The sequence below is a fragment of the Streptomyces sp. NPDC002790 genome (genome assembly GCF_040295505.1).
Taxonomy (GTDB): domain Bacteria; phylum Actinomycetota; class Actinomycetes; order Streptomycetales; family Streptomycetaceae; genus Streptomyces.
Genome location: NZ_JBEOVM010000005.1, coordinates 92,372 through 115,800, shown reverse-complemented (window position 1 = coordinate 115,800; position 23,429 = coordinate 92,372). Strand labels below are relative to the sequence as shown.

Sequence of the window (23,429 nt, the reverse complement as noted above, 5' to 3'; positions counted from 1 at the left end):
TGACCCATGACCGCGACAACAGCCCAAGCCCGCTCGGCCCCACCCGCCCCTCAGGCGACGAGGGATGACGCGCACAAGGCACAGCGGGCGGCCAAGCGCCGCCGCGGCGGTGCGGCCGGCGTCCTGATGGCGCCGTTCTTCGTCCTGCTCACGCTGGTCTTCCTGATCCCGGTCGGGACCGCGGTGTGGATGAGCTTCTTCAGCGACGACCAACCGGGCCTCGGCTTCGGCCCCGAACGCAGCGTCTTCGTGGGCCTGCGCTCGTACGCCGCCGTGATCACCGACCCGACGTTCCTGTCCGGGCTCGGCACGGTCGCGCTGTACTGCGTGATCTACATCCCGCTGATGGTGATCGGCTCGCTCACGCTGGCGCTGCTGCTCGACTCCGGTGTCGTACGGCTGCGGTCCTGGGCCCAGTTGGGCCTGTTCCTGCCGCACGCGGTGCCCGGCATCATCGCCGCGCTGATCTGGCTGTACCTCTACACGCCGGGCATCAGCCCGATCGTCGAGGCACTCGGCTCGGCGGACATCCAGGTCGACTTCCTCGGTCTGCACACCACGCTGCCGTCGATCGTGAACATCGCCCTGTGGTCGAACCTCGGCTACAACATGGTCATCTTCTACGCGGCCCTGCAAGCGGTCCCCCGCGAGGTCCTGGAGGCGTCCGTCGTCGACGGCGCCGGGCCGGTGCGCACCGCGCTACAGGTGAAGACCCCACTCGTGCGCTCCTCGGTGGTCATGGTCGCGATGTTCACGCTGATCTGGGCGTTGCAGCTGTTCACCGAGCCGATGCTGCTGCACCAGTCCTCGCAGATGGTCGACACCCGGTTCTCGCCGAGCATGTACATCTACGACGCGGCGTTCAGCCGCAACAACTACTCGCTCGCGGCCGCCGCCTCGGTGATCCTGCTGATCATCACCATCGCCGTCTCCTTCGGGGTCACCCGCTGGACCAACCGCGTCAACTCGGCCGAGGAGGAAGCCCGATGAGCGCCACCGACTCCACCCTCCTTCGCCCCCGGACGCTGGGGCGCGCGACGGTCAATGTCGTCGTCGCGATCTCCGTCCTCTACACGCTGCTTCCGGTCCTGTGGCTGGTCCTCGCCTCGACGAAGTCCCGCGACGCCCTGTTCAGCAGCAACATCCTGTCCTTCAGCGACTTCTCCCTCGTACAGAACCTCAAGGACCTGTTCGCGATGGACGGCGGCCTGTACAGCCGCTGGTACGGCAACAGCCTGCTGTACGCGGTCGCGGGCGCCGCCATCGGCGCGCTGATCAGCGTGGCCTGCGGCTACGCCTTCGACAAGTACCACTTCCGGCACAAGGAGAAGCTGTTCGGCCTGGTGCTCGCGGCGGTCATGGTGCCGCAGACGGTGCTCGCGCTGCCGCTGTACCTGATCGCGTCGGCGACCGGCGTCGTGAACACCTTCTGGTCGGTGTTCATCCCGGTCCTGTTCAACCCGTTCGGCGTGTACCTCGGCCGCATCTTCGCCCAGGGCTACGTACCCAACGAGGTCCTGGAGGCCGCGCGCGTCGACGGCGCGAGCGAACTCGCGACGTACTTCAAGGTCGCGCTGCGGATGCTGGGCCCCGGCCTGGTCACCGTCTTCCTCTTCCAGCTCACCACGATCTGGAACAACTTCTTCCTGCCGATGGTGATGCTGTCCGACCAAGATCTGTATCCCGTCAGCCTCGGCCTGTTCCAATGGAACAGCCAGGCGACCGTCTCGCCCGAGTACTACCCGGTGGTGATCATGGGCTCGCTCCTCGCGGTCCTTCCTCTCGTCCTCGCGTTCATCTTCCTCCAGCGCTTCTGGAAGTCCGGCCTGACGGCGGGGTCGGTCAAGTGAGCAGGCTCCGCGCGGCGTTGGTCATGTCCCCCCAGGCCGCGGCGGCCGTCTTCACGCCGCGGTCGATGGCCGCGCTGACCGAGGTCTGCGACCTCGCCCCGCTTCCCGTACTCGACGCTCTGACGACGGAGCGGGCGAAGAAGGTGCTCGCCGGCGTCGAGGTGCTCGTCACCGGCTGGGGCTGCCCGCCGCTCGACGCCGACGTACTGGCGGCGGCGCCCGCGCTCAAAGCCGTGGTGCACTCGGCCGGTTCGGTGCGAGGGCACGTCACCGATGCCTGCTGGGAGCGTGGCATCGCGGTGTCCTCGGCGGCGGCGGCGAACGCGCTACCGGTCGCCGAGTACACCCTCGCGATGATCCTGCTGCACGGCAAGCACGTGCTCGAACGCGCCCGCGACTTCCACCGCGAGCGCGAGCGCGGCGACTGGCTGCTCACCTCGCCCGAGGTGGGCAACTACCGCCGCACGGTGGGCCTCCTGTCCGCCTCGCTCATTGGCCGCCGCGTGATCGAACTGCTGCGCCCCTTCGACTTCGAGGTGCTGCTGCACGATCCGTACGTCTCCGAGGAGGACGCGTCGGAGCTCGGAGTGGAGCGGGTGGGCCTGCCCGAACTCTTCACGCGCAGCGACCTGTTGAGCGTCCACACGCCGCTGCTGCCCGCCACGACCGGGCTTGTCAGCAGGGAGCTGCTGAGTTCGATGCGGCCGGGCGCCACGCTCATCAACACCGCGCGCGGCGCCGTCGTCGACCAGGACGCCCTGACCGACGTGGTCCGCGCGGGCCGCATCCGCGCGGTCCTCGACGTCACGGACCCGGAGGTGCTGCCCGCGGACCACCCGCTGTGGGACTGCCCGAACGCGCTGATCACCCCCCATCTGGCGGGTTCCCAGGGCAGCGAGTGGCAGCGCCTCGCCGACACCGCGGTCGGCGAACTGACGCGCTGGTCCAGGGGCGACGGCTTCGCCCATCCCGTACGACGCGAAAGGCTGGCGTACCTCGCATGACAACCACCCCGTTCGATCTCCCGGCAGAAGACCGGGAGTTGAGCCCGCACACCGGTTTCACCCGTGCGCACTGGGAGGCCGTCGCCGACGGACTGCTCGGGGCGGCCTGGCGGTGGGCGACGCCCGAGGGCGCGCTGCTCGACCTGCCCGGCCGGCCCTCGGCGTCCGGTGTCCGCTCGGACGGCCTCGAGGGGTACGCCCGTACCTTCCTGGCGGCCGGCTTCCGGGTCGCGGGCGCGCAGGGCAAGGACCCGCACGGCTGGCTCGACCGGTACGCGTCCGGCCTCGCGGCGGGCACCCGCACGCCGGGGCGCGACGACGCCGAGTCCTGGCCGCTGATCCTCGACCACCACATCCAGGGCCAGCCGATGGTGGAGTCCGCGTCGGTGGCGCTCGGCCTGTCGCTGACGCGCCCGTGGCTGTGGGACCGGCTCGACGGCGACGTACAGGACCGGGCGGAGAAGTGGCTGCGCGGCGCGATCGCGCACACGCCCGCGCCGAACAACTGGTACCTCTTCCCGTTCATGGTGGCCTCGTTCCTGGAGTCCGTCGGCCGGTCCGACGCGGCGACGGCCCGCGCCATCCAGCGGGCGCTCGACCTGCTGGAGACCTGGTACGAGGGCGACGGCTGGTACCGCGACGGCGACGGCCGGGCCTTCGACCACTACAACGGGTGGGCGCTGCACCTGTACCCGATGCTGCACGCGCACCTGACGGGCGACTCCGCCCTGTCGCAGCGAATGGGTCCGCGGCTGCGCGAGCACCTCGACGGGTTCTCGCTGCTCTTCGGCGGTGACGGGGCACCGATCCACTTCGGGCGTTCGCTCACCTACCGGTTCGCGGCGTCGGCGGCCGTCGGCATCGGCGCGGTCACCGGGCACACGCCGCTGTCCCCGGGCGCGTCACGCCGTCTGATCAGCGGGAACCTGCGCTACTTCCTGGACCGTGGCGGCGTCACGGACGAGGGTCTGCTCAGCCTCGGCTGGCACGGCCCGCACGACGCGACGCTGCAGAACTACTCGGGCCCGGCGTCCCCGTACTGGGCATCGAAGGGATTCGTCTCGCTGCTGGCGGGCGAGGACGATCCGCTGTGGACGGCGACCGAGGAAGTGGCGCCGAGCGAGGGCCCCGACCGGGTGCTCGCGCTGCCCGCGCCCGGCCTGCTGGTGCAGTCCACGCAGGTGGACGGCATCGTGCGGCTGCACAACCACGGCAGCGACCACGTCCGCCCCTTCGAGGGCGAGGACGCGGCCGAGGCCGACTCCCTCTACAGCCACCAGGCCTACTCCACGCACACCGGGCCCACGTCCCCGTCCAACGCGGCGGACAACCATCTCTCGGTCGAGGTCGGCGGCATCGCCAGCGCCCGGCGCCGCATCCACCCGCTGGGGGCGGGTCAGGGCGACGGCTGGGGCTGGGCGGCGTCCTGGCACCGGCCGGTGTTCACGTCCGGTCCGCCGATGGTGCCGGGGCTCCGCGTCGAGAGCGTGACCGTGGCGCGCGGCGCGTACGAGCTGCGCGTGCACCGGGTGGTCGGTGCCCCGCACGGGGCGCGAGTGACGCTCACCGGCTGGGCCACGGAGGCGCTGCACTCGGAGCTGGTCGGCCTGCGCGGCTGGGACCGGCGGGACGAAGTGCGTGCGCCCCAGGGCACGGCGTTCGAGCCGTGGGTACGGGTCCCGCGCCTGGCAGCGGACGTCGAGGGGACGACGGTGTTGGCGGCGCTGGCCGCACTCGGCGCGGAGCCGCCGCACACGCCCCTCGTGGACGCCGCGTCCGATGTCGCCCTCCTGGACGGGGAGTTGACGGTTCACTGGGCCGACGGCGCGCGCACCGTCGTCGGGTTCGAGCCGCCGCACGTTCAGCACGCCTGAGAGACGTCGGCGGTCGCCTCCTCACGCTCTCTTCGCGGTGGGCGCCGGGGCCGCGGCGCCCGCGACGGTGCGGCCCGACGGGCCGTCGGAGGGGACGGCCAGGGCGACCGCCGCCGCCACCAGGGCCACCGAACCCGCCATCGCGAAGGCGAGCTGATAACCGGCCAGGGACGGTACTTCGGCGCCGCCGACCCGCGTCGTGTGGTGCACGAGCACGGCGACGACGGCGGCGCTGGAGACGGCCTGCCCGATGGTGCGCATGAGGACGTTGACGCCGTTCGCGGAGGCCGTCGCGGAGGCCGGGACGGCACGCAGGATCAGCGTGGGCAGCGCCGAGTACGCGAGGGTGGTGCCGGTCGAGACGACGGCGGCGCCGACGAGGATCACCCACAGGTCGGTGCTGTCGACGATACGGACCGCGTAGCCGATGGCGAGGACCACGCCCCCGATGGCGAGCGTGATCCGAGGGCCCCGTACGGCGGAGATCCGGGCCGAGACCGGTGAGAACAGCAGCATGATGATGCCGCTGGGCAGCATGCACAGGCCGGTCGCGACGATGGACAGGCCCAGCCCGTAGCCGGTGGCGACGGGGGCCTGCACGAGCTGCGCCGTGACGAGCGAGTTGGCGTAGAAGGCGAAGCCGGTGAACAGCGCCGCGAGGTGCGGAAGCCCGACCCGGCGGCCGACGGCCAGGCGCAGGTCCACCAGGGGCCGCTCGATGCGCAGTTGCTGCCACGCCCACAGGCCGAGGACCACGAAGGCGCCCGCGAACAGGCCGAGGACGGCGGGGCTCCCCCAGCCCCACTGGCCGCCCTGCGAGACGCCGAGCAGCAGGCAGACGAGGCCCGCGGCGAGCCCCAGCGTGCCGAGCAGGTCGAAGCGCCCCGGGGAGCGGACCGGTGACTCGCGCACCGCCCACCAGGCGAGGCCGAGGCCGAGCGCGCCGAGGGCGCTGGTCGCCCAGAACATGACGTGCCAGTTGGCGTACTGGACGATGAGCGCGGCCAGCGGCAGGCCGAGGCCCGCGCCGATGCCGACCGTCGAGCTCATGAGGGCGACGGCGGATCCGGTGCGGTGCGGCGGGAGTTCGTCGCGCAGGATGCTGATGGACAGCGGCACGACGGCGGCCGCGGCGCCTTGCAGGGCGCGGGCGGCGATGAGCACCCGGATGTCGGAGGTCAGCGCGCACACCACCGAGCCCGCGGTCATGAGGGCGAGCGCGCCGAGCAGCACGCGCCGCTTGCCGTACATGTCGCCGGCCCGGCCGAGGACCGGGGTGAGGACGGCGCCTGCGAGCAGGGTCGCGGTGACCATCCAGGACACGGCGGCGGGCGAGGCGCCGGTCAGCCGCGGCAGATCGGGCAGGAGCGGGACGACGACGGTCTGCATGACCGCCATGAGGATGCCGCCGAAGGCGAGCACGGGCACGGCGAACCGCTCGCGCGGGCGCGGCGCCGATATCGGTGCAGTATTCATGTGTCTCCGGTCGACCGGTTCGGTGCGTCAGTATTCTCCGAACCCCATGCCCTGTCTCTACCACTCGGCCCGCCCTCTGTGCATGGGGCAACCAACTGGCGGATACTGCCGTTCATGACCACTTCCACCCCGCTCACCGATTCCCGCCCTGCGCGCTTCGGCCTCGTCGGCACCGGCTCATGGGCCGGGCGGACGTACGCTCCCACGCTCGATGCCCACAAGGACGTCGACCTCGTCGGGATCTGGGGGCGCAGGCCACAGGCGGCGGCCGAGCTCGCGGCGGAGCACGGCACGACGGCGTACGACGATGTGGACGCCCTGTTCGCGGCGAGCGACGTCGTGGCGTTCGCGGTGCCGCCGGACGTGCAGGCCCCGCTCGCCGCGCGGGCCGCCGCGGCGGGCTGTCATCTGCTCCTCGACAAGCCTTTGGCGACCCGTCCCGACGCGGCCCGCGCCGTCGTGGAGGCGGCGGACACCGCGGGCGTCGCGTCGACCGTCTTCTGCACGCTGCGGCACGCACCGGTCACCGCGGCCTGGGTCGCCGAACAGGCCGGAACGGACGGCTGGTTCACAGGTCGCGCCGACTGGAACGCCGCGCTGTACACGCCCGGCGACGACGCGCACGTGCGGGCCACGACACCGTGGCGGGCCGAGAAGGGCGCCCTGTGGGACGTCGGTCCGCACGCCCTTTCCGTGCTGCTGCCGATCCTGGGCGACGTGCGGACGGTGGCGGCGCACGCCGGCCCCGGTGACACGGTGCATCTCGTGTTCCAGCACGCGGGCGGCGTCTCCAGCACGTCGACGCTGAGCTTGACCACGCCCCCGGCGGCGGCCGGCACCACGGTCGAACTGCGGGGCACGCTGGGCGTGTCGGCGATGCCGACGGGCACCGGCACGGCCCAGGAGGCGCTGGCCCGCGCCGTCGACACGCTGCTGGCGGCGGCGCGCGGCGGCCCGGCGCACCCGTGCGACGCCCGGTTCGGCCTGCGGCTCACGGAGACCCTCGCGGCGGCCGAACGCTCCCTGGCGTCGGGGCGCGCGGAACCGGTCCTCGAACTCTAGGCCGAGGCGGCGTCGGGCCCCCTTTACGCTGGTGGTCATGCCGCTCGAGATCAGCGCCACCAACCCCGAGCACCCGGTGCTCCTGCTCGCCCTGCCCTGGCACATCCCGCTTGAGGAGTGGCCCGAGGAGTACCTGGTGCCGCTTCCGCGCGGCATCTCGCGGCACGTGGTGCGCTACGCGCGCGCCGGGGACGAGGTCGTCGCCGTGAAGGAGCTGGCCGAGCGCCCGGCACTGCGCGAGTACGAACTGCTGCGCACGCTCGACCGGTTGGGGATCCCCGCGGTGGATCCGCTCGCCGTGGTCACGGGCCGCGAGCAGTCCGACGGGTCCCCGCTGGAGCCCGTGCTCATCACACGGCACCTGGGCGGTTCGCTGCCGTACCGCTCGATGTTCGAGACGACGCTGCGGCCGACGACCGTGCACCGGCTGATGGACGCGCTGGCCGTGCTCCTCGTGCGGCTGCATCTCAGCGGCTTCGCCTGGGGCGACTGCTCGCTGTCCAACACCCTCTTCCGTCGGGACGCGGGCGCGTACGCCGCCTATCTGGTGGACGCGGAGACCGGCGAGCTGCACCCGCGGTTGAGCGACGGGCAGCGGGAGTACGACATCGATCTGGCGCGGGTGAACATCGCGGGCGAGATGCTCGACCTGGAGGCGTCGGGCGCGCTGCACCCGTCGATCGATCCGATCGAGTTCGGTACGGAGATCGTGCAGCGGTACTCGAACCTGTGGACCGAGTTGACGCGTACGTCGGTGTACCCGGCCGGTAAGCACCACTACATGGACCGCCGCATCCGCCGGCTCAACGATCTGGGCTTCGACGTGGCCGAGATGCAGATCTCCCGATCTCCGCACGGCGACACCGTCACGTTCGTGCCGAAGGTCGTCGACGCGGGCCACCATCAGCGTCAACTACTGCGCCTGACCGGCATGGACGCCGAGGAGAACCAGGCGCGTCGGCTCCTCGCCGACCTGGAGAGCTGGATGGCGACGCAGGAGGACGCGGCCGACGCGCGCCCCGAGGTCCTCGCCCACCGCTGGGTCCGTGACGTGTTCCGCCCCACGGTCCGCGCCGTCCGCGACCGGGTGTCCACGCCGATGGACCCGGCCGAGCTGTACCACCAACTCCTTGAGCACCGCTGGTACTTGTCCGAGCGCGCCCAGCACGACATCGGCCTCGACGCGGCGGCCGACGACTACGTACGGAGTGTGCACAAGGCCGGCCGGTGACGCGGCGCGGGACCGGGCGCGGTCGGTGCCGTGGCCGCTACGTGATGGCGAGTGACGGCACCGACCGCAGCCAGTGACCTCCACCGGCCGCCCGGACGAGTATGGGCGTTTGCGTCTCACAACGCATTTTCCGGCCACATGTAACGCAATTGGTGGCCCGGCCCCACTCGCACCTGCGTGAACGGTCGCAGAGGCTTGTGGGTTACCCGTAGCGGAAAATTTCAGCCATTTTCGAGTGGCCCGGCACAAGTGCCGCAACGCCGCGCCCACATGCGCACGGGCGAGGAAACCAGCAGGTGGGCAACCCAACTCTCGCCATCATGACGCATCGCCTGATCGTTTTCTTCGGGCAATGTTTATTACCAAAGACCTTGGGACTATTTAGACTGCGGACGCTCAACCCGGCGTGAACAACGAGGGATTACCCACCATGAACAAGACGGCGCTTCGGGCCCTGCTCCGTGAACGGCGCGCCCTCATAGCCCCCGAATCCCACGGCTTCAGCAGGCCGACGGGGCAAGGTCGCCGCGCCCCCGGCCTCTCCCAGCACCAGGTCGACCAGTTGCTGCACCGGACGCTCGGCACGTACCACCGGCTGGAGTCGGGCACGTACCCGAACGCGCCGGCGGAACTGCTGCGCGATGTGGCGCGGCTGTTCGGGCTCAATGAGCAGGAGTGGGTGCTGCTGTGCCGCTACGCACTGCTGCAGGACCCGCCGGGGCCGCTGTATCCGACGTCGGGCAAGGAGATCCCCGGCGTGTGGCAGGAAGCGGTCGACGGCATCGACCACATCGCGTACGTCTCGGACGCGTCCTGGGACCTGCTGGCGTGCAACCGGGCGTTCACGGAGCTGTTCCCCGACCACCGGCCCCCGGTGAACACCATGCGCTGGATGCTGCTCGACCGGCACGCCCGCCACATGCTGGTGGACTGGCGGAACGCATGGGCGCCGCTGCTCCTGCCCCAGTTGCGCGCCGCGCTCGCCGCGCGCCCCGACGACGACACGCTCGCCCAGATCGAGAAGGAGGTGCTGGCCGACCCGGAAGCGGCCCCGATCTACGAGTCGGGCGGCTCCGCCATGCACCCCGACGGCGACGAACGGCCGTTGCTGCACGCCCGTTTGGGCCCCGGCTGGGCGACGATGTGCGCGGCCCAGCCGCTCACCACGCCAGGTGCGCGCCTGATGATCCTGGTCTTCCACGCGGGCGTACACCGCGCACACCCCAGGAACCCCGCCCTGCGCGCAGGCTGATTTCCGCCCCTCAGGCCACACCTCCCCGTGGCATACGCGTCGGAGCGACGTAGGTTGAGCAGGCCCCCCACAGCCCTCTTCAACCCCTTGAGCCCCGTGGGAGTCAGCCATGCCCGCCTACGTCTCGATGCCGCACACCGTCCTCGGCGCCCACAAGGTGACCACCGACGAGATCGCGGACGACATACGCGCCCGTCATCCGGGCCATCCGCGGATCGCCGCCGCGGTGCGCGCCGTTCAGGGATGCGGCGTACGGACCCGCTACTTCTCCCGACCGCTCGATTCCCCCACGGTCGCGGGCGTGGCGGGCATCGCCGAGCGTGCCCCCACCGCGTTCGCGGACGCGCTCGACCTCGCCGAACAGGCGGCCGCCTCGGCCATCGCGGCGGCGGGCCTGAGAACGGAGGACCTGGACGGCGTGGTCACCACGCACTCCACCGGGTGGGCGGCGCCCAACCTGGACGTCCACCTCATGACCCGGCTCGGGCTGCGGCCCACCGCCCGTTCCCTCGCCCATACGACGCTGGCCTGCACGGGCGGCACCAAGTCGCTGATCAGGGCGGCGGACATGGTGGCGGCCCGCCCCGGCAGCAGGGTGCTCGTGGTCGCCGCCGAGGTGATCTCCGCCGTCTACCACCACAGCGACACCGGCATCGACGCGATGATCTACAAGGCGCTGTTCGGCGACTCGGCCGGAGCGGCCGTCGTCAGCGACGAGCCGCTCGGCCCCGGCTTCGCATGCGAGGACAGCTTCGAGCACGTCCTCGCGGACACCGCCGGCCAGTTGGGCGGCCGGATCACCGCCGACGGCCTGCACTTCGACGCCACGAAGCAGGGCCGCGCGGCCTTCGGTGTGACCCTGCCGAGCCTGACCGGCTGGCTCGGCGCGCGCCCCACCGACTTCGCCGTGATCCATCCGGGCAGCCCGCGGATCATCGGGGACACGGCCACGGCCCTGGGGCTGACCGAGCACGACGCCCGCCACTCCACGGCCACGCTCACCGACGAGGGGAACCTGGGCGGCGTGAGCGTCCTCCGCGTCCTGGAGCGCACCCACCAGGAGCCGCCGCCCGCGGGCAGCCGCGGAACGATGGTCGCGTACGGCCCCGGCTTCACGACCGCCGCGCTGCACGGGCACTGGCACGCCTGACGGACCAGGTCACACACACCTCCGCATGAATGTCCCGACGGGACATGTGTCCCATTGGGACATTCGGGTGTACTGTCGAAGACATGAAGGCGAACGAGGCCACCAACCCCCGACCCGCCGGCGACCGCCGACAGGCCAAGGCCCGCCGGACGCGTGAAGCGCTCGCGGAGGCCGCCGTCGAGCTGGTGCTCGACCGCGGGCTCGGCGAGGTGACCGTCGAGGCCATCGCCGAGCGCGCGGACGTCACCCGCCGCACCTTCAGCCGGCATTTCACCGGCAAGGAGGACGCGGCCCTGGACTTCACCCGTGCCGACGGCGCGGGGATCAACGCGGCGCTGCGCGAGCGCCCCGCCGGCGAGCCGCCACTGCTCGCCTACCGCGGAGCGGTCGCGGACTGGCTCGCCGACCGGAGGACTTCCGCCTGGCACCACCGTCCGCGGCTGCGCGAGCTGTACGCCGTCGTGGACACGGAGCCCGCCCTCTTCGCCGCGTACGAACGCATCCGGGTCGACGCCCAGGACGAGTCCGTACGCATCATCGCCGACCGGCTCGGCACCGACCCGGCCCGGGACCCACGTCCCGAGGTCGTCGTCGGCGCCGCCGCCGGAGTGCTGACCGCCGCGCTGCGCACCTGGGCGCGCGGCGCGGGCACGGACGCCGAAGACCTCGCCGATCTGGTGGCGCGGGCCTACGACGCCCTCATCGAGGAGGCCGCCGACGCGGCGGCCCCCGACGTCGCAACCAGAAAGTGAATCGCACCATGAGCACCATCCCCACCACCGGCAACGTGACGGACTACGCCGCCGAGTTCGCCGGCAGGACCGCCCTCGTCACCGGCTCCGCCTCCGGCATCGGCCTGGCCACCGCCCGCCGCCTCGGCCGCGGCGGCGCGAACGTCGTCATCGCGGACTACAACGAGAAGGGCGCCCAGGAGGCCGCCGAGACGCTGAAGGCGGAGGGCCTGAAGGCCGCCGCGGTCGCCGTCGACGTGACCGACCACGCCTCGGTCGAGGCGGCCGTCCGCTTCACCGTCGACACGTTCGGCGGGCTCGACCTGGCCGTGAACAACGCCGGTATCGGCGGCGCGAGCGCCCCCACGGGCGAGTACGACATCGACGTGTACGACCGCGTGGTGCGGACGAACCTGGACGGCGTCTTCTACTCGATGCGCTACGAGATCCCCGCCATGCAGGCCGCGGGCAACGGCGGCGCCATCGTGAACGTCGCCTCGATCCTCGGTTCGGTCGGCTTCGCCGGCTCCCCCGCGTACGTCGCCGCGAAGCACGGCGTGGTCGGCCTGACGAAGACGGCCGCGGCCGAGTACGCCGCGAAGGGCATCCGCGTCAACGCGGTGGGCCCGGGCTTCATCGAGACCCCGCTCCTCAAGGAGATGGACAAGGCCGCCCACGACGGGCTCGTCGGGCTGCACCCGGCCGGCCGCCTGGGCACGTCCGAGGAGGTCGCCGAGCTGATCGTGTTCCTGCTCTCGGACCGCGCCTCGTTCATCGCGGGCAGCTACCACCTCGTGGATGGCGCATACACGGCGGTCTGACCCGCCGCGCCGCATACGCCACTTGTGTCACACCTCCACTCATGGAACGGTTCCCGAGGGGTACGGGCAGGGGACCCGGACCGTCCCGATGTGGAGGGCGCGGCGAACGCACATGGCAGGACAGGCACGCGAGTCGTACTTCGACAACGTCAAATTCCTGACGATCGTCCTCGTGGCCTGCGGGCACGCGTGGGAGCCGCTGACCTACGGCTCCCACGCGGTGACGGCGGTGTACCTCACCGTCTACGCCTTCCACATGCCGGCGTTCGCGCTGGTGTCGGGCTATTTCTCGCGCAGCTTCGACATGGCCCCGCACCGCCTGCGGCGCCTGGTGACCGGGGTCGTCGTGCCCTACCTCGTCTTCGAGGTGGGGTACACGCTGTTCTACCGGTGGGCGCAGGACGATCCGGGATATCCGATCAGCCTGCTGGACCCCTGGTATCTGATGTGGTTCCTGGTGGCCATGTTTGTCTGGCGGCTCTCGACACCGCTGTGGCTGCGGTTGCGCCATCCCGTGCTCGTGTCGCTGGCCGTGGGTACGGCCATGTCGATGTGGCCGGGCGCGGGCGGGGACCTGGCGCTCCAGCGGGTGCTGCAGTTCCTGCCGTTCTTCGTGGCGGGTCTGGTGCTGCGGCCCGAGCACTTCGCGCGGCTGCGGACGTGGCGCGTGCGGTGGGTGGCGCTGGGCGTCGCGGGCGCGGCCCTGCTCGCCGCGTACTGGGTGGCGCCGTGGTTCGACGCGGGTTGGTTCTACCACCGGGGCAGCGTCCAGGGTCGGGGCGTGCCCGGGTGGGCGGGTCTGTTCGCGACGCCCGCCCTGTTCGTTCTCGCGCTGGTGCTGAGCGCGTGCTTCCTGGCGTGGGTGCCGGGCCGCAGGCTGTGGTTCACGGCCCTCGGCACCGGGACGATCTACGCATATCTGCTGCACGGCTTCGTCATCAAGTCCTCCCGGTTCTGGGGCTGGTACGACCACCCGTGGCTGCACAGCCCGCTCGGTGAGCTGGCCGTGACGGCGGCGGCGGTCACCCTCATCACCGCGCTGTGCACGGAACCGGTGCGGCGGGTGTTCCGTTACGTCGTCGAGCCCCGGATGGACTGGGCGTTCCGGCGGCCGACAGAGCGACGGCCCCTGCCCGAACAGGCGACTGCCCGCGAGAGGGTCACCTCCGGCGGCGGCTGACGGTCTGCGCGGAGGCGAGCAGCTGGTGCATGCGCTCGGTGAGCGAACCCAGGTCGTCGGCCGGCCGGTGGAAGGCGAGGCGCACGTCGGCCTGGCCGCGCATCCGCTCCAGACGCAGCGTCAGGCCGTGCCGGTCGACGGCGAGCGGCTGGACCCGGACGACGCCGTGCAGGCTGTCCGGCGCGATGAGCCGGGTGAGCTGTTCGACGGCCTCGGGGTGGGCGTCGGCGAGATGGGTGAGCAGGCGGGGCTCGGCGAGTGCGAGCGGGTCGGGCGCGGTGGCGGCGAATTCGTCGAGGTCGACGCCGGTGCGGCCGGACCGGGTCTGCAGGACCGCCCGTTCGGGCCGCAGCACCAACTCCTCACCGCGCGGCAGCAGCTCGCCCGAAAGCCATACCCGTGCGCGCACCCGGTCGCGTACCGGGACGGGCGCCGCGTCGGCGAACTCCAGGAGCGTGGTGGGCCGTCCGTGCGGCGAGCAGAGCACGGCGGCGGCCAGCACACTGTCGGGCGGTGGCGTGATGCGCACCGTCCCGTCCTCGTCGACGCGGTGTGCGCCGACGAGGTCGTCCTGCCCCACATCGGTGGTGACGCCGCAGGTCCATGCGGCGGCGAGCACGGAGCGTGCGTGGGCCGCCGTGCTGGGCACGGCGGCAGCGATCTGTCGGACACCCATCCCGAACCTCCATTAGGTAAGCCTTGCCTAACTTAACCGAGATGATCGATGGCGGTCCACCCCACGCCCGCTCCGTCTTCCTGTGTCGCCCGGTGCCATGAGCGGCGCGGTGCGGTTGACTCGACAGGTGTCCAGATTCCTCGTGTTCCTCGTCGCCGTCGCCGGAGCGGCCGCCGCCCTGGCCCTGTCGCTCCTGCTCTCCTCGTGGTGGTGGTTCGCCGCCGCCCCACTCCTCGCCCTGGCGGCGCTTGGCGTGTGGGATCTGGCCCAGTCGCGCCACTCCGTGCTGCGCAACTATCCGGTCCTCGGGCATCTGCGCTTCCTGATGGAGGCCCTGCGCCCCGAAATGCAGCAGTACTTCGTCGAGCGCAATTACGACGGCCGGCCCTACGACCGGGACGTGCGCAGCATCGTCTACGAGCGGGCGAAGCAGCAGGAGGCCGAGGAGCCGTTCGGCACCGAACGCGACGTGTACGCCTCGGGGCACGAGTTCCTGGTGCCGTCGATGCGTCCGGTCGACCCGCCCGAGCGGCCGACCACCGTCCGCGTCGGCGGCCCCGACTGCACCCGGCCGTACGACATGGCGCTGCTCAACGTATCGGCGATGAGCTTCGGCGCTCTGTCCAGCAACGCGATCCGCGCGCTCAACAAGGGCGCGGCCCTCGGCGGCTTCGCGCACGACACCGGAGAGGGCGGCCTGTCCGACCACCATCTGACGCACGGTGGCGACCTGGTGTGGGAGATCGGCACCGGCTACTTCGGCTGCCGCACGCGCGAAGGCCGTTTCGACCGCGCCGAGTTCGCCGACAAGGTGGCGCACGAGCACGTCAAGTGCGTCTCCCTGAAGCTGTCGCAGGGGGCGAAGCCGGGCATCGGCGGCGTCCTGCCGGGCGGCAAGGTCAACGCGGAGATCGCACGCGTACGGGACGTGCCGGAGGGCGAGACCGTGGTGTCGCCGCCCTACCACCGCGAGTTCGGTACCCCACGCCAAATGGTGCTGTTCCTCGCCGAGTTGCGGCAACTCGCGGGTGGCAAGCCCGTCGGCTTCAAGCTGTGCCTGGGCTCGCGTACGCAGTTCCTCGCCGTGTGCAAGGCGATGGTCGCCGAGGGCGTTACGCCGGACTTCGTGATCGTGGACGGCTCGGAGGGCGGCACGGGCGCGGCGCCACTGGAGTTCGCCGACCACCTCGGCACCCCGCTCACCGAGGGGCTGATCACGGTCCACAACGCGCTCGTCGGCACAGGGCTGCGCGACACCGTCCGGGTCGGGGCGAGCGGCAAGGTCGCCACCGGCACCGACATCGTCAAGCGGCTCCTCCAGGGCGCCGACTTCACGAACGCGGCGCGCGCCATGATGTTCGCGGTCGGCTGCATCCAGGCCCAGCGCTGCCACACGAACACCTGCCCAGTCGGGGTCACGACGCAGGATCCGCGCCGCGTGCGCGCCCTGGACGTCGACGACAAGGCCGAGCGCGTACGCCACTACCAAGAGGCGACCGTGCGCGGCGCGGGGCAGATCATGGCGGCGATGGGTGTGCGGGATCCGCGCGAGCTGCGCCCGGACCAGCTCATGCGTCGCAACACGGCGGACGTGCCGGTCTCCTACGCGCACCTCCACGACTGGCTGGAACCGGGCCAGTTGACCGGGCAGCCGCCCGCGACCTGGGCGGCGGACTGGGCAGCCGCGGATCCCGACCGCTTCTGAATGCCACCCTCCCCCGCGTGCGCCATCGAACAGCGCCAACTCCACGCGAACGAGGGGTGAATATGCCAACCGCCCACGCGGCGCGACCCAGGGCTGCATCATGCCGACATGGACGGTAGTACTGCGCTCCTACGGGAGCTCTTCACACCGGATGAGTACGCCGCGGTACGCAGTCATGCGGACCATCTGGGCGTGACATTGGTCGAGTACGTACGCTCCTCAGCTGCAGAACGGGCCCTGGAGCGGCTCCATTTGACGCGGGCCCTGGAAGCCCGAGCACCGCATCTGGGCGCCTTGCCGATACCACAGGTGGAGCGCTCCCCTTGTGCCGAAGGGGGCTCCTCGCCCGCCATCGACCGGTTCTTCGACACCCTGGCCCACCCGCACCCCACGGAAAGCGGCTGACACGGCCTGAACCGGCCGGCGCGGGGCACTCGGTGCACAGGAGCAGAAGTGGTGTAGGGCCGCGGAACGGCGGGCAGGGGACCGTAACCGATGGGCGAGCCGCGCACCATCCGCCAGGAGAGGAAGTGGTCGTCATGCGTGCGTCGAGGGGCGCCGAGCGGCGTGCCGCGCGCGTGGAATTCCTGATGCCGCAGGGTTCGGGCGCCGCCCGGTGGGCCCGCCGGCTGACCCGTGGATTTCTCGCCGGACGTGCGGGCGAGGGGATGACGGACGCCGAGCTGGTGGTGTCGGAGCTGGTCGCCAACGCCACGGAGGCACAAAGCAACAGCTGCCGGATGAGCCTGTGCCTGCACTCCGGCGAGCTGACCGTGGCGGTGCACGACGACGCGCCCGGCGTCCCCCGCTTGGCGCCGGAGTCGCGGACGGCCGAGTCGGGCCGGGGTATCGCGCTGGTCCAGGCGCTCGCCCGCCGCTGGAGCGTGCGGGCCGACCCGCGGGGCGGCAAGACGGTGCTTGCGGTGCTGACCACCTGCTGAACCACGCTCCGGCGGGGGCGACGGTCGAGCCGCCCCGGCCGGGACCCGGGCTCAGTGTCCGCGCGCGATCCATTCGTCGAGGTTCGGTGCTTCCGCGCCGATCGTCGTGCTGTCACCGTGTCCGGTGCGTACGACGGTCTCGGCCGGCAGTGTGAGCAGCCGGTCCTTGATCGACTCCACGATGGTCGGGAAGTCGCTGAAGGTCCGCCCGGTGGCACCGGGACCGCCCTGGAAGAGGGTGTCCCCGGTGAACACGGTGCCGAGCGCGGGAGCGTACAGACTGACCGCGCCGTGGCAGTGCCCCGGCGTGTGCAGCACCGTCAACTCCACGCCCGCGACACCGATCTTCTGACCGTCCGCCAGCTCGCCGTCCGGCGCGCGGTCCGGGTGCGTGCGCTTCCACAGCTCGGTGTCGGCCGGGTGCAGCAGGATCGGCGCGCCGGTGCGCGCGGCGAGCGCGGGCGCGGCGTCGATGTGGTCGTCGTGGGCGTGGGTGCACACGATCGCGACGAGCCGCCGCTCGCCGACGGCCTCGGCGATGGCGTCGGCGTCGTGGGCGGCGTCGATGACGATCGCCTCACGGTCGTCCCCGACGATCCACACATTGTTGTCGACGTCCCACGTGCCCCCGTCGAGGGAGAACGTGCCGGAGGTCACCAGATGGTCCACGCGTGCCGTGTTCCCGGTCATCAGAACACCACCACCGAACGCAGCACGTCGCCGTGGTGCATCCGCTCGAACGCCTTCTCCACGTCGTCCAGGGCGATCGTCTCGGTCACGAACGCGTCGAGGTCGAGGCGTCCCTGCAGATACAGGTCGATGAGCATCGGGAAGTCGCGCGAGGGCAGGCAGTCGCCGTACCAGGACGACTTGAGCGCGCCGCCGCGCCCGAACACGTCGAGCAGCGGCAGTTCGAGCTTCATCTCCGGCGTCGGCACGCCGACGAGGACGACCGTCCCCGCCAGGTCGCGCGCATAGAAGGCCTGCTCGTACGTCTCCGGGCGGCCGACGGCCTCGATGACGACATCGGCGCCGAAGCCGCCCGTCAGCTGGCGCACGGCCTCGATCGCTTCGGTGGAGCGGGAGTTGACGGTGTGGGTGGCGCCGAGCTCCCGCGCGGTGGCGAGCTTCGCGTCGTCGATGTCGACGGCGATGATCTTCGCGGCGCCGGCGAGCCGGGCGCCGACGACGGAGGCGTTGCCCACGCCGCCGCAGCCGATCACGGCGACGGAGTCGCCGCGGCCCACGTTGCCCGTGTTGATCGCGGCACCAAGACCGGCCATCACACCGCAGCCCAGAAGGCCCGCGGCGGCCGGAGAGGCGGCCGGGTCCACCTTGGTGCACTGCCCGGCGGCCACGAGGGTCTTCTCCGCGAAGGCCCCGATGCCCAGCGCGGGCGACAGCTCGGTGCCGTCGGCCAGGGTCATCTTCTGCTTCGCGTTGTGGGTGTTGAAGCAGTACTGGGAGCGCCCGCGACGGCAGGCACGACACTGCCCGCACACCGCACGCCAGTTGAGAATCACGAAGTCACCGGGGGCGACCTCGCTCACCCCGTCACCCACCGATTCGACGACACCGGCCGCCTCGTGACCGAGCAGGAACGGGAACTCGTCGTTGATCCCGCCCTCCCGGTAGTGCAGATCGGTGTGGCAGACCCCGCACGCCTGGATCTTCACGACGGCCTCGCCCGGACCCGGGTCCGGCACCGTGATCGTCGCGATCTCCACAGGGGCCCCCTTGGCCCGCGCGATCACGCCCTGCACCTGCTGTGCCATGACGGTCAGCCCTCTTTCTCAGTCGCGGCAACTTCACGCTTTGTTACCCGCCCATCCTCGCTCACCGGTGGAGCGGTGAACAGCACCGGTGCCCAGGTCGGGGCGCTCTACTGTGTTCCCGTGCGCGTTCGAACCCAGGCTGCGGCCACCCTCCTGCCCGTCAACGGAACTCTCGTGGCGGTGCTCGTCGTTCTCCTCGTGATCGCGGCGGCGGTGACGGCGGTGTACCGCCTCTCCCCGGACGGGTCGCGCCGCCGGGCCCGCGACATCGCGATCGCCGGGGTCCGGGCGGCGGTCCAGCTGGCCGTGGTGTCGCTCCTGATCGGCTGGGTGGTGCGCCACGAAACGGCGCTGCTGGCCTTCCTGCTGCTCATGCTGGCGGTGGCCGCGCGTACGGCGGGCCGCCGCCTCACCCCGAACCGGACGTGGGTCTGGGCGGCCCTGCCGATCGCGGCGCCGGTGATTCCGCTCGTGGCCTCGCTCATCGCCTGCGGCCTCCTGCCCCTCCGTGGCATCGCCGTGATCCCGGTGGCCGGCATCCTGATCGGCGGCGCGCTCACGGCGACCGTGTTGGCGGGGCGCCGCGCCCTCGACGAGCTGACCGCGCGCAAGGGCGAGGTGGAGGCGTGCCTGGCGCTCGGCCTGCTCCCCCACGAGGCCCGCCTCGAGATCGCCCGCCCCGCCGCCTCCGACGCGCTCCTCCCGGGTCTCGACCAGACGCGGACGGTAGGTCTGGTGACGCTCCCGGGCGCCTTCGTGGGCATGCTCCTGGGCGGGGCGTCACCGGTGACGGCCGGGGCGGTGCAACTCTTCGTCCTGGTGGCGCTGATGGCCGTACAGGCGATCGCGGTGGCGACGACGGTGGAGCTGGTGGCGCGGGGGCGGCTCAGTCGTCCATGACGGCGAGGAGGCCGGAGAGGACGCGCAGGCAGGTCTCGACGTCGTCCTCCGTGAGCTCCCCGTCGACGCCCCGCAGGGTTTCCCGCTCGCGGTCGAGCACGGCGCCGATGACGGTGCGCCCCTCCTCGGTCAGCCGGATCAGGGAGGACCTCTTGTGGGCGGGGTTGGGTGCGGTCTCGACGAGTCCGCGGGCGGCGGCGTCGTTCACCATCCGCTGCACGAACTGTCGGCTCAGCGCCTGGAACCGCCCCATCTGAGGAACCGTCATGGGGCCCCGCCCGTGCAGCATGCTGAGCACGGCCCGCACGCCCACCGACAGCCCTTCGGCCGCGACGTCCCGCTCGACTCTGACGTACGCGCGCCGGTACAGCGGCCCCACGAGGTCGAACACCTCGGAGAGCCGGTCGGCCACGTCTGCGGACACCGGACTGCGCCCTGTCTTGTCGCTAGCAGGCTTGTCACTCACCTCGCCATCATGACACCCAAGTTGTCATTCTGCTTGTAAGTGCACGGCGGTAATGACAACCTGGTTGTCATGTCTGATCTCTCCGACCTCTTCTGGATCGACGAAGGCACCGGCCGCCCCCTCGTCCTGCTGCACGGCGGCTTCCTCGACCACCACATGTGGGACGACCAGATCGCGCATCTGGCGGCGGCCCACCGCGTCATCGCCCCCGACGCCCGCGGCCACGGCCGGTCCCCCAACGCCGCGGGGCCGTTCCGACACACGGACGATCTCGCCGCGCTGCTGCGCCAGTTGGGCGTTGGCCCGGCGGTCCTGGTGGGCATCTCGATGGGAGCCAGTATCGCGATCGACACCGCGCTGGAGCACCCGGCGTTGGTCGGCGGCGTGGTGATCAGCGGCGCCGGCACCAGCGAGCCGTACTTCACGGACCCGTGGACGACCGGGATCTGGACCACCTGGCAGGCGGCGATGGCCGCGGGCGATGTGGCGGCCGCGGTGGAGGCGTTCACCGTCTTCGGGGCAGGCCCGCACCGCACCCTGAGCGACATCGACCCCCGCGTCGTGGACCGCCTGCGCACGATGACGTGGAACACGATGTCCAAGCACACCGCGGAGGAGCCCGACTGGAGCGTCCCCCTCAAGGACACCTGGCTCCGCGCCGCCGCGATCCCGGTCCCGGTCCGCGCCGTCAACGGCGCGCTCGATTCCCCCGACCACATCGGCATGGCGGAGCGCCTGACGAGCAGCGTCACCGACGGCCTGGCGGTCTCGATCCCCGACGTCGCGCACTATCCGAACATGGAACATCCGGAGGCCTTCAACCAGGCGCTCGCGGCGTTCTTGCGCGACATGTGACGGCGCCCGCCAGGATCGCCACGACTCCCGAGATCGCCAGCCCGAGCAGCGCGCCGGCGAACGGCCCGCCCGCGGCGACCCCGCCGAGCAGGCCCACACCTATCGAGTACGAGGCCCAGGCCGCCTCGGCGACACCAGAGGCGACGAGAAACCGGCCCGGCCGTACGTCGACGAGCCCGGCCGACACCGCGCCGACGAACCGCCCGGTGGGCAGGAACCGGATGCCGATGATGAACGGGATCCCGTGCCGACGCACCCGTACAGCAGCCCAATCGAGCAGCACGGCACGCCGCCGCTTGCGCCGCAGCCGCCGCACCACCGGCCCTCCGAACCGCCGCGTCGACCGATACACCAGCAGGTCGCCGAGGATGGCGGCGCCCATCACCACCAGCAGCACCAGGACGAGTTGGAGACGGCCGTCCGCCGCCATGGCCCCAGCACTGACGAGCAGCCACGAATTGGGCACCAGCGGGGGCATGACGCACAGAAAAAGAAGGCCGTAAACCAAGTAGTCGGGCATAACTACAGGTAAAGGTACGAAAGTTAATAAAACGAGAGGGGGCGACGTATCTCGGGGAAACCTCTGGGAGTGACCCCTAGGGGGCGCGGAGTGCGGCTTCACGACCGAAGGGACCGACGCCCAAGTGCCGGTCCAGGACACCACGATGCCCGCGCACGACACGAGACACACTGGGGCAGCCACCCCAAACGAGGTGGGGCTACCCCCCGGCAGCCTCGTACTCGTGCGCGCGCCCGCCGCGCCACTGGATGATCGGCGAGTCCCCGGACACCAGTTGATCGGCATCATCCAGTCCGGCCCGGCGCAGGAACTCGACCAGGTCGTGGTCGTCACAGGCGAGACCGAAGTCCACGCCGCCGACCGTGACCCTTCGCCCTCCGCCCGACGCGGACGACCTGTGCACGACTATCTCCGGCACCATGCACCCACCGCCACCACGAGCTTCGCCCTGCGAGCCAGAGGCGGCGTCACGCCCGACTCCGCGCCCGCCGGCGCAGTTCCGCTTTCTGCGTCGGAGTGAGCTTCTCGCCCGCCAACACCCGGGACAGATACAGCAGACGCCGCCGCAGAGCGGTACGACCGGGCCGATCGGCAAGCTGCCGGTAGGTCGCGTCCCACTCCCGCTGTGTCTGAACGAGGTCTTCAGTGATCGTGTTCCGCATAACCCAGATTAGATCGCGTGTTCGATTTTCAACGCAAGCCGACACGCACGGCGCGGTCGGCACGCGCGCTTATGATCACGCCACGTCAACCAAGGGGCGCTGCTCACCGGATGCAACTCGGGGGAGGGCGCGAGCGATGGGGCGGCCGCCCAGAAAGCAGCACGCGCGAAGCCTGCCGCCAAGCCAGTCGCTGTACTGAAGGCCGGCCATCTCAAGCGCGCGCTGCCCGATGGGCGATCCCTCCCGGGATGGAAGCGGATCGGGCAACCCCTGACGGAAAGTGATGGCTTCCTGTGTGCGCCGTTCGGCGGTTCAGATGCTCGGACGTGGTCGTCGACGGCAACATCAACTTCACACGTGGCGCGCTCAGAACGCCCGACTGGCTCCGCTTCAGGTTCAACGTCTATTCGTGCAGCACCCCAGGTGCGGCCCATGGCCTCTACGAGAAGCTCGACACCGGCGACGAGAAGTTTCCTTCCATGGGTGACGAAAGCAACGCGGAGCGCAAGATGGTCGGCAAGCAGGCGTACTTCGGCACCAAGGTGCGCGTAGGGACGACGCTTCTCTGGGTCTACGTCACAGGCTCGAAGGAAGCTGTCACGGCTGAACGGGCCGAGGCGGCGACGCGGCTACTGACCAAGCGGGTCCAGCAGGCCCACCAGGGTCTGCCCCCTGACGCACAGGCACGCGTCGTCTCCTGAGCGGGGACAGGTCGCGATCACGGCGTGGCAGCGGCGTACGCTCCGGATCATGACCGTTTACGACGCAGTAGAAATCAACAGCCTGCAGGGCGGGTCCGCCGACCCGAGCCAGTACCTCGGCAAGGCCGTCCTGATCGTCAACGTCGCCTCGAAGTGCGGGCTCACGCCGCAGTACACCGCCCTGGAGGAGCTCCAGAAGCAGTACGCGGACCGTGGGTTCACGGTGCTGGGCGTGCCCTGCAACCAGTTCATGGGGCAGGAGCCCGGTACCGCCGACGAAATCTCCGAGTTCTGCTCGGCGACGTACGGCGTCACGTTCCCCATGACGGAGAAGGTCGACGTCAACGGCGAGGAGCGGCACCCGTTGTACGCGAAGCTTGTGGACACGGCGGATGCCGAGGGGCACACAGGCGATGTTCGTTGGAACTTCGAAAAGTTCTTGGTGAACGGTTCCGGTGACGTCGTCGCCCGCTTCTCGCCCCAGACGACGCCGGACGCCCCGGAGGTCGTGGCGGCCATCGAGCGGGAGCTCTCGACCGGCAGCTGAACGAACCGGGAGCGGGCAGGAGGTGCCGGCGGTCCTGCTGCGCCTCCACC

At 71.1% G+C, this 23,429-nt stretch carries 25 protein-coding genes; 18 read left to right on the top strand and 7 right to left on the bottom strand.

The annotated features are described in order from the left end of the window. Positions 1–6: 6 nt before the first annotated feature. The 4 genes from ABT004_RS05085 to ABT004_RS05070 are packed head-to-tail and all read left to right on the top strand — an operon-like array spanning position 7 to position 4,728. Positions 7–990: a carbohydrate ABC transporter permease gene (locus tag ABT004_RS05085; RefSeq protein WP_351331464.1), complete on the top strand. Its 984-nt coding sequence runs from the start codon at positions 7–9 to the stop codon at positions 988–990. Continuing rightward, the gene (locus ABT004_RS05080) at positions 987–1,850 is read left to right on the top strand and encodes a carbohydrate ABC transporter permease (RefSeq protein ID WP_351331463.1); all 864 of its coding nucleotides are present in this window, start codon (positions 987–989) and stop codon (positions 1,848–1,850) included. The genes ABT004_RS05085 and ABT004_RS05080 overlap by 4 nt, the downstream gene beginning before the upstream one ends. Before the next feature lie 23 nt (positions 1,851–1,873). Further along, positions 1,874–2,854, top strand: a complete 981-nt coding sequence (locus ABT004_RS05075; protein WP_351331462.1) for a hydroxyacid dehydrogenase — start codon at positions 1,874–1,876, stop codon at positions 2,852–2,854. Further along, on the top strand, positions 2,851–4,728 hold the full coding sequence (locus ABT004_RS05070; protein ID WP_351331461.1) for a DUF2264 domain-containing protein: 1,878 nt from the start codon (positions 2,851–2,853) through the stop codon (positions 4,726–4,728). The genes ABT004_RS05075 and ABT004_RS05070 overlap by 4 nt, the downstream gene beginning before the upstream one ends. A 21-nt stretch (positions 4,729–4,749) precedes the next feature. Here the strand turns inward: ABT004_RS05070 and ABT004_RS05065 are convergent, their stop codons facing one another. After that, on the bottom strand, positions 4,750–6,204 hold the full coding sequence (locus ABT004_RS05065; RefSeq protein ID WP_351331460.1) for an MFS transporter: 1,455 nt from the start codon (positions 6,202–6,204) through the stop codon (positions 4,750–4,752). A 114-nt stretch (positions 6,205–6,318) separates the two neighbouring features. Between ABT004_RS05065 and ABT004_RS05060 the strand changes: the two genes are divergently transcribed. The 7 genes from ABT004_RS05060 to ABT004_RS05030 all read left to right on the top strand — a co-directional run bounded on the left by ABT004_RS05060 (position 6,319) and on the right by ABT004_RS05030 (position 13,631). Beyond that, the gene (locus ABT004_RS05060; RefSeq protein ID WP_351331459.1) at positions 6,319–7,266 is read left to right on the top strand and encodes a Gfo/Idh/MocA family protein; all 948 of its coding nucleotides are present in this window, start codon (positions 6,319–6,321) and stop codon (positions 7,264–7,266) included. Between the two features lie 37 nt (positions 7,267–7,303). Continuing rightward, on the top strand, positions 7,304–8,497 hold the full coding sequence (locus ABT004_RS05055) for a DUF4032 domain-containing protein (protein WP_351331458.1): 1,194 nt from the start codon (positions 7,304–7,306) through the stop codon (positions 8,495–8,497). Positions 8,498–8,927: 430 nt separating this feature from the next. Further along, positions 8,928–9,749 (top strand): helix-turn-helix transcriptional regulator, encoded by an 822-nt coding sequence (locus tag ABT004_RS05050; RefSeq protein WP_351331457.1) that lies wholly within the window; start codon positions 8,928–8,930, stop codon positions 9,747–9,749. 109 nt (positions 9,750–9,858) lie between these two features. Next, on the top strand, positions 9,859–10,899 hold the full coding sequence (locus ABT004_RS05045; protein WP_351331456.1) for a beta-ketoacyl-[acyl-carrier-protein] synthase family protein: 1,041 nt from the start codon (positions 9,859–9,861) through the stop codon (positions 10,897–10,899). Positions 10,900–10,982: 83 nt separating this feature from the next. Further along, a complete protein-coding gene (locus tag ABT004_RS05040) occupies positions 10,983–11,651 on the top strand; it encodes a TetR/AcrR family transcriptional regulator (RefSeq protein WP_351331455.1) in 669 nt (222 codons plus the stop codon). 8 nt (positions 11,652–11,659) lie between these two features. Next, the gene (locus ABT004_RS05035; protein WP_351331454.1) at positions 11,660–12,451 is read left to right on the top strand and encodes an SDR family NAD(P)-dependent oxidoreductase; all 792 of its coding nucleotides are present in this window, start codon (positions 11,660–11,662) and stop codon (positions 12,449–12,451) included. A 112-nt stretch (positions 12,452–12,563) separates the two neighbouring features. Next, positions 12,564–13,631, top strand: coding sequence for an acyltransferase family protein (locus tag ABT004_RS05030; protein ID WP_351331453.1), 1,068 nt, complete (start codon positions 12,564–12,566; stop codon positions 13,629–13,631). Here the strand turns inward: ABT004_RS05030 and ABT004_RS05025 are convergent. Then, on the bottom strand, positions 13,612–14,307 hold the full coding sequence (locus ABT004_RS05025; RefSeq protein ID WP_351331452.1) for a DUF2470 domain-containing protein: 696 nt from the start codon (positions 14,305–14,307) through the stop codon (positions 13,612–13,614). The two genes, ABT004_RS05030 and ABT004_RS05025, sit on opposite strands and share 20 nt — an antisense overlap. A gap of 127 nt (positions 14,308–14,434) precedes the next feature. On the opposite strand from ABT004_RS05025, the gene ABT004_RS05020 reads away from it, so the two are divergent. From ABT004_RS05020 to ABT004_RS05010, 3 genes are all read left to right on the top strand, one after another. Further along, complete coding sequence (locus ABT004_RS05020; protein WP_351331451.1) at positions 14,435–16,012, top strand: FMN-binding glutamate synthase family protein; 1,578 nt, start codon at positions 14,435–14,437, stop codon at positions 16,010–16,012. 108 nt (positions 16,013–16,120) lie between these two features. Further along, entirely contained in the window at positions 16,121–16,417 is a 297-nt protein-coding gene (locus ABT004_RS05015; RefSeq protein WP_351331450.1) for a hypothetical protein, read from the top strand. Between the two features lie 134 nt (positions 16,418–16,551). Continuing rightward, positions 16,552–16,953 (top strand): ATP-binding protein, encoded by a 402-nt coding sequence (locus tag ABT004_RS05010; RefSeq protein WP_351331449.1) that lies wholly within the window; start codon positions 16,552–16,554, stop codon positions 16,951–16,953. Between the two features lie 51 nt (positions 16,954–17,004). Here ABT004_RS05010 and ABT004_RS05005 read toward each other — a convergent pair whose 3' ends face one another. Continuing rightward, a complete protein-coding gene (locus ABT004_RS05005) occupies positions 17,005–17,643 on the bottom strand; it encodes an MBL fold metallo-hydrolase (RefSeq protein WP_351331448.1) in 639 nt (212 codons plus the stop codon). Beyond that, on the bottom strand, positions 17,643–18,728 hold the full coding sequence (locus tag ABT004_RS05000) for an S-(hydroxymethyl)mycothiol dehydrogenase (RefSeq protein WP_351331447.1): 1,086 nt from the start codon (positions 18,726–18,728) through the stop codon (positions 17,643–17,645). The genes ABT004_RS05005 and ABT004_RS05000 overlap by 1 nt, the downstream gene beginning before the upstream one ends. A gap of 120 nt (positions 18,729–18,848) precedes the next feature. On the opposite strand from ABT004_RS05000, the gene ABT004_RS04995 reads away from it, so the two are divergent. Further along, positions 18,849–19,628, top strand: coding sequence for an ABC transporter permease (locus ABT004_RS04995; RefSeq protein WP_351331446.1), 780 nt, complete (start codon positions 18,849–18,851; stop codon positions 19,626–19,628). Here ABT004_RS04995 and ABT004_RS04990 read toward each other — a convergent pair. Then, the gene (locus tag ABT004_RS04990) at positions 19,615–20,052 is read right to left on the bottom strand and encodes a MarR family winged helix-turn-helix transcriptional regulator (RefSeq protein WP_351331445.1); all 438 of its coding nucleotides are present in this window, start codon (positions 20,050–20,052) and stop codon (positions 19,615–19,617) included. The genes ABT004_RS04995 and ABT004_RS04990 overlap by 14 nt on opposite strands. A 111-nt stretch (positions 20,053–20,163) precedes the next feature. On the opposite strand from ABT004_RS04990, the gene ABT004_RS04985 reads away from it, so the two are divergent. Further along, entirely contained in the window at positions 20,164–20,949 is a 786-nt protein-coding gene (locus ABT004_RS04985; RefSeq protein ID WP_351331444.1) for an alpha/beta fold hydrolase, read from the top strand. Here the strand turns inward: ABT004_RS04985 and ABT004_RS04980 are convergent. Then, on the bottom strand, positions 20,912–21,427 hold the full coding sequence (locus tag ABT004_RS04980) for a DedA family protein (RefSeq protein WP_351331443.1): 516 nt from the start codon (positions 21,425–21,427) through the stop codon (positions 20,912–20,914). The two genes, ABT004_RS04985 and ABT004_RS04980, sit on opposite strands and share 38 nt — an antisense overlap. Before the next feature lie 241 nt (positions 21,428–21,668). Next, positions 21,669–21,821: a hypothetical protein gene (locus ABT004_RS04975; protein ID WP_451187277.1), complete on the bottom strand. Its 153-nt coding sequence runs from the start codon at positions 21,819–21,821 to the stop codon at positions 21,669–21,671. A 636-nt stretch (positions 21,822–22,457) separates the two neighbouring features. Here ABT004_RS04975 and ABT004_RS04965 point away from each other — a divergent pair. Both ABT004_RS04965 and ABT004_RS04960 read left to right on the top strand, forming a co-directional pair. Beyond that, complete coding sequence (locus tag ABT004_RS04965; protein WP_351331440.1) at positions 22,458–22,832, top strand: hypothetical protein; 375 nt, start codon at positions 22,458–22,460, stop codon at positions 22,830–22,832. 49 nt (positions 22,833–22,881) lie between these two features. Next, a complete protein-coding gene (locus ABT004_RS04960) occupies positions 22,882–23,379 on the top strand; it encodes a glutathione peroxidase (RefSeq protein ID WP_351331439.1) in 498 nt (165 codons plus the stop codon). The last annotated feature ends 50 nt before the right edge of the window (positions 23,380–23,429 follow it).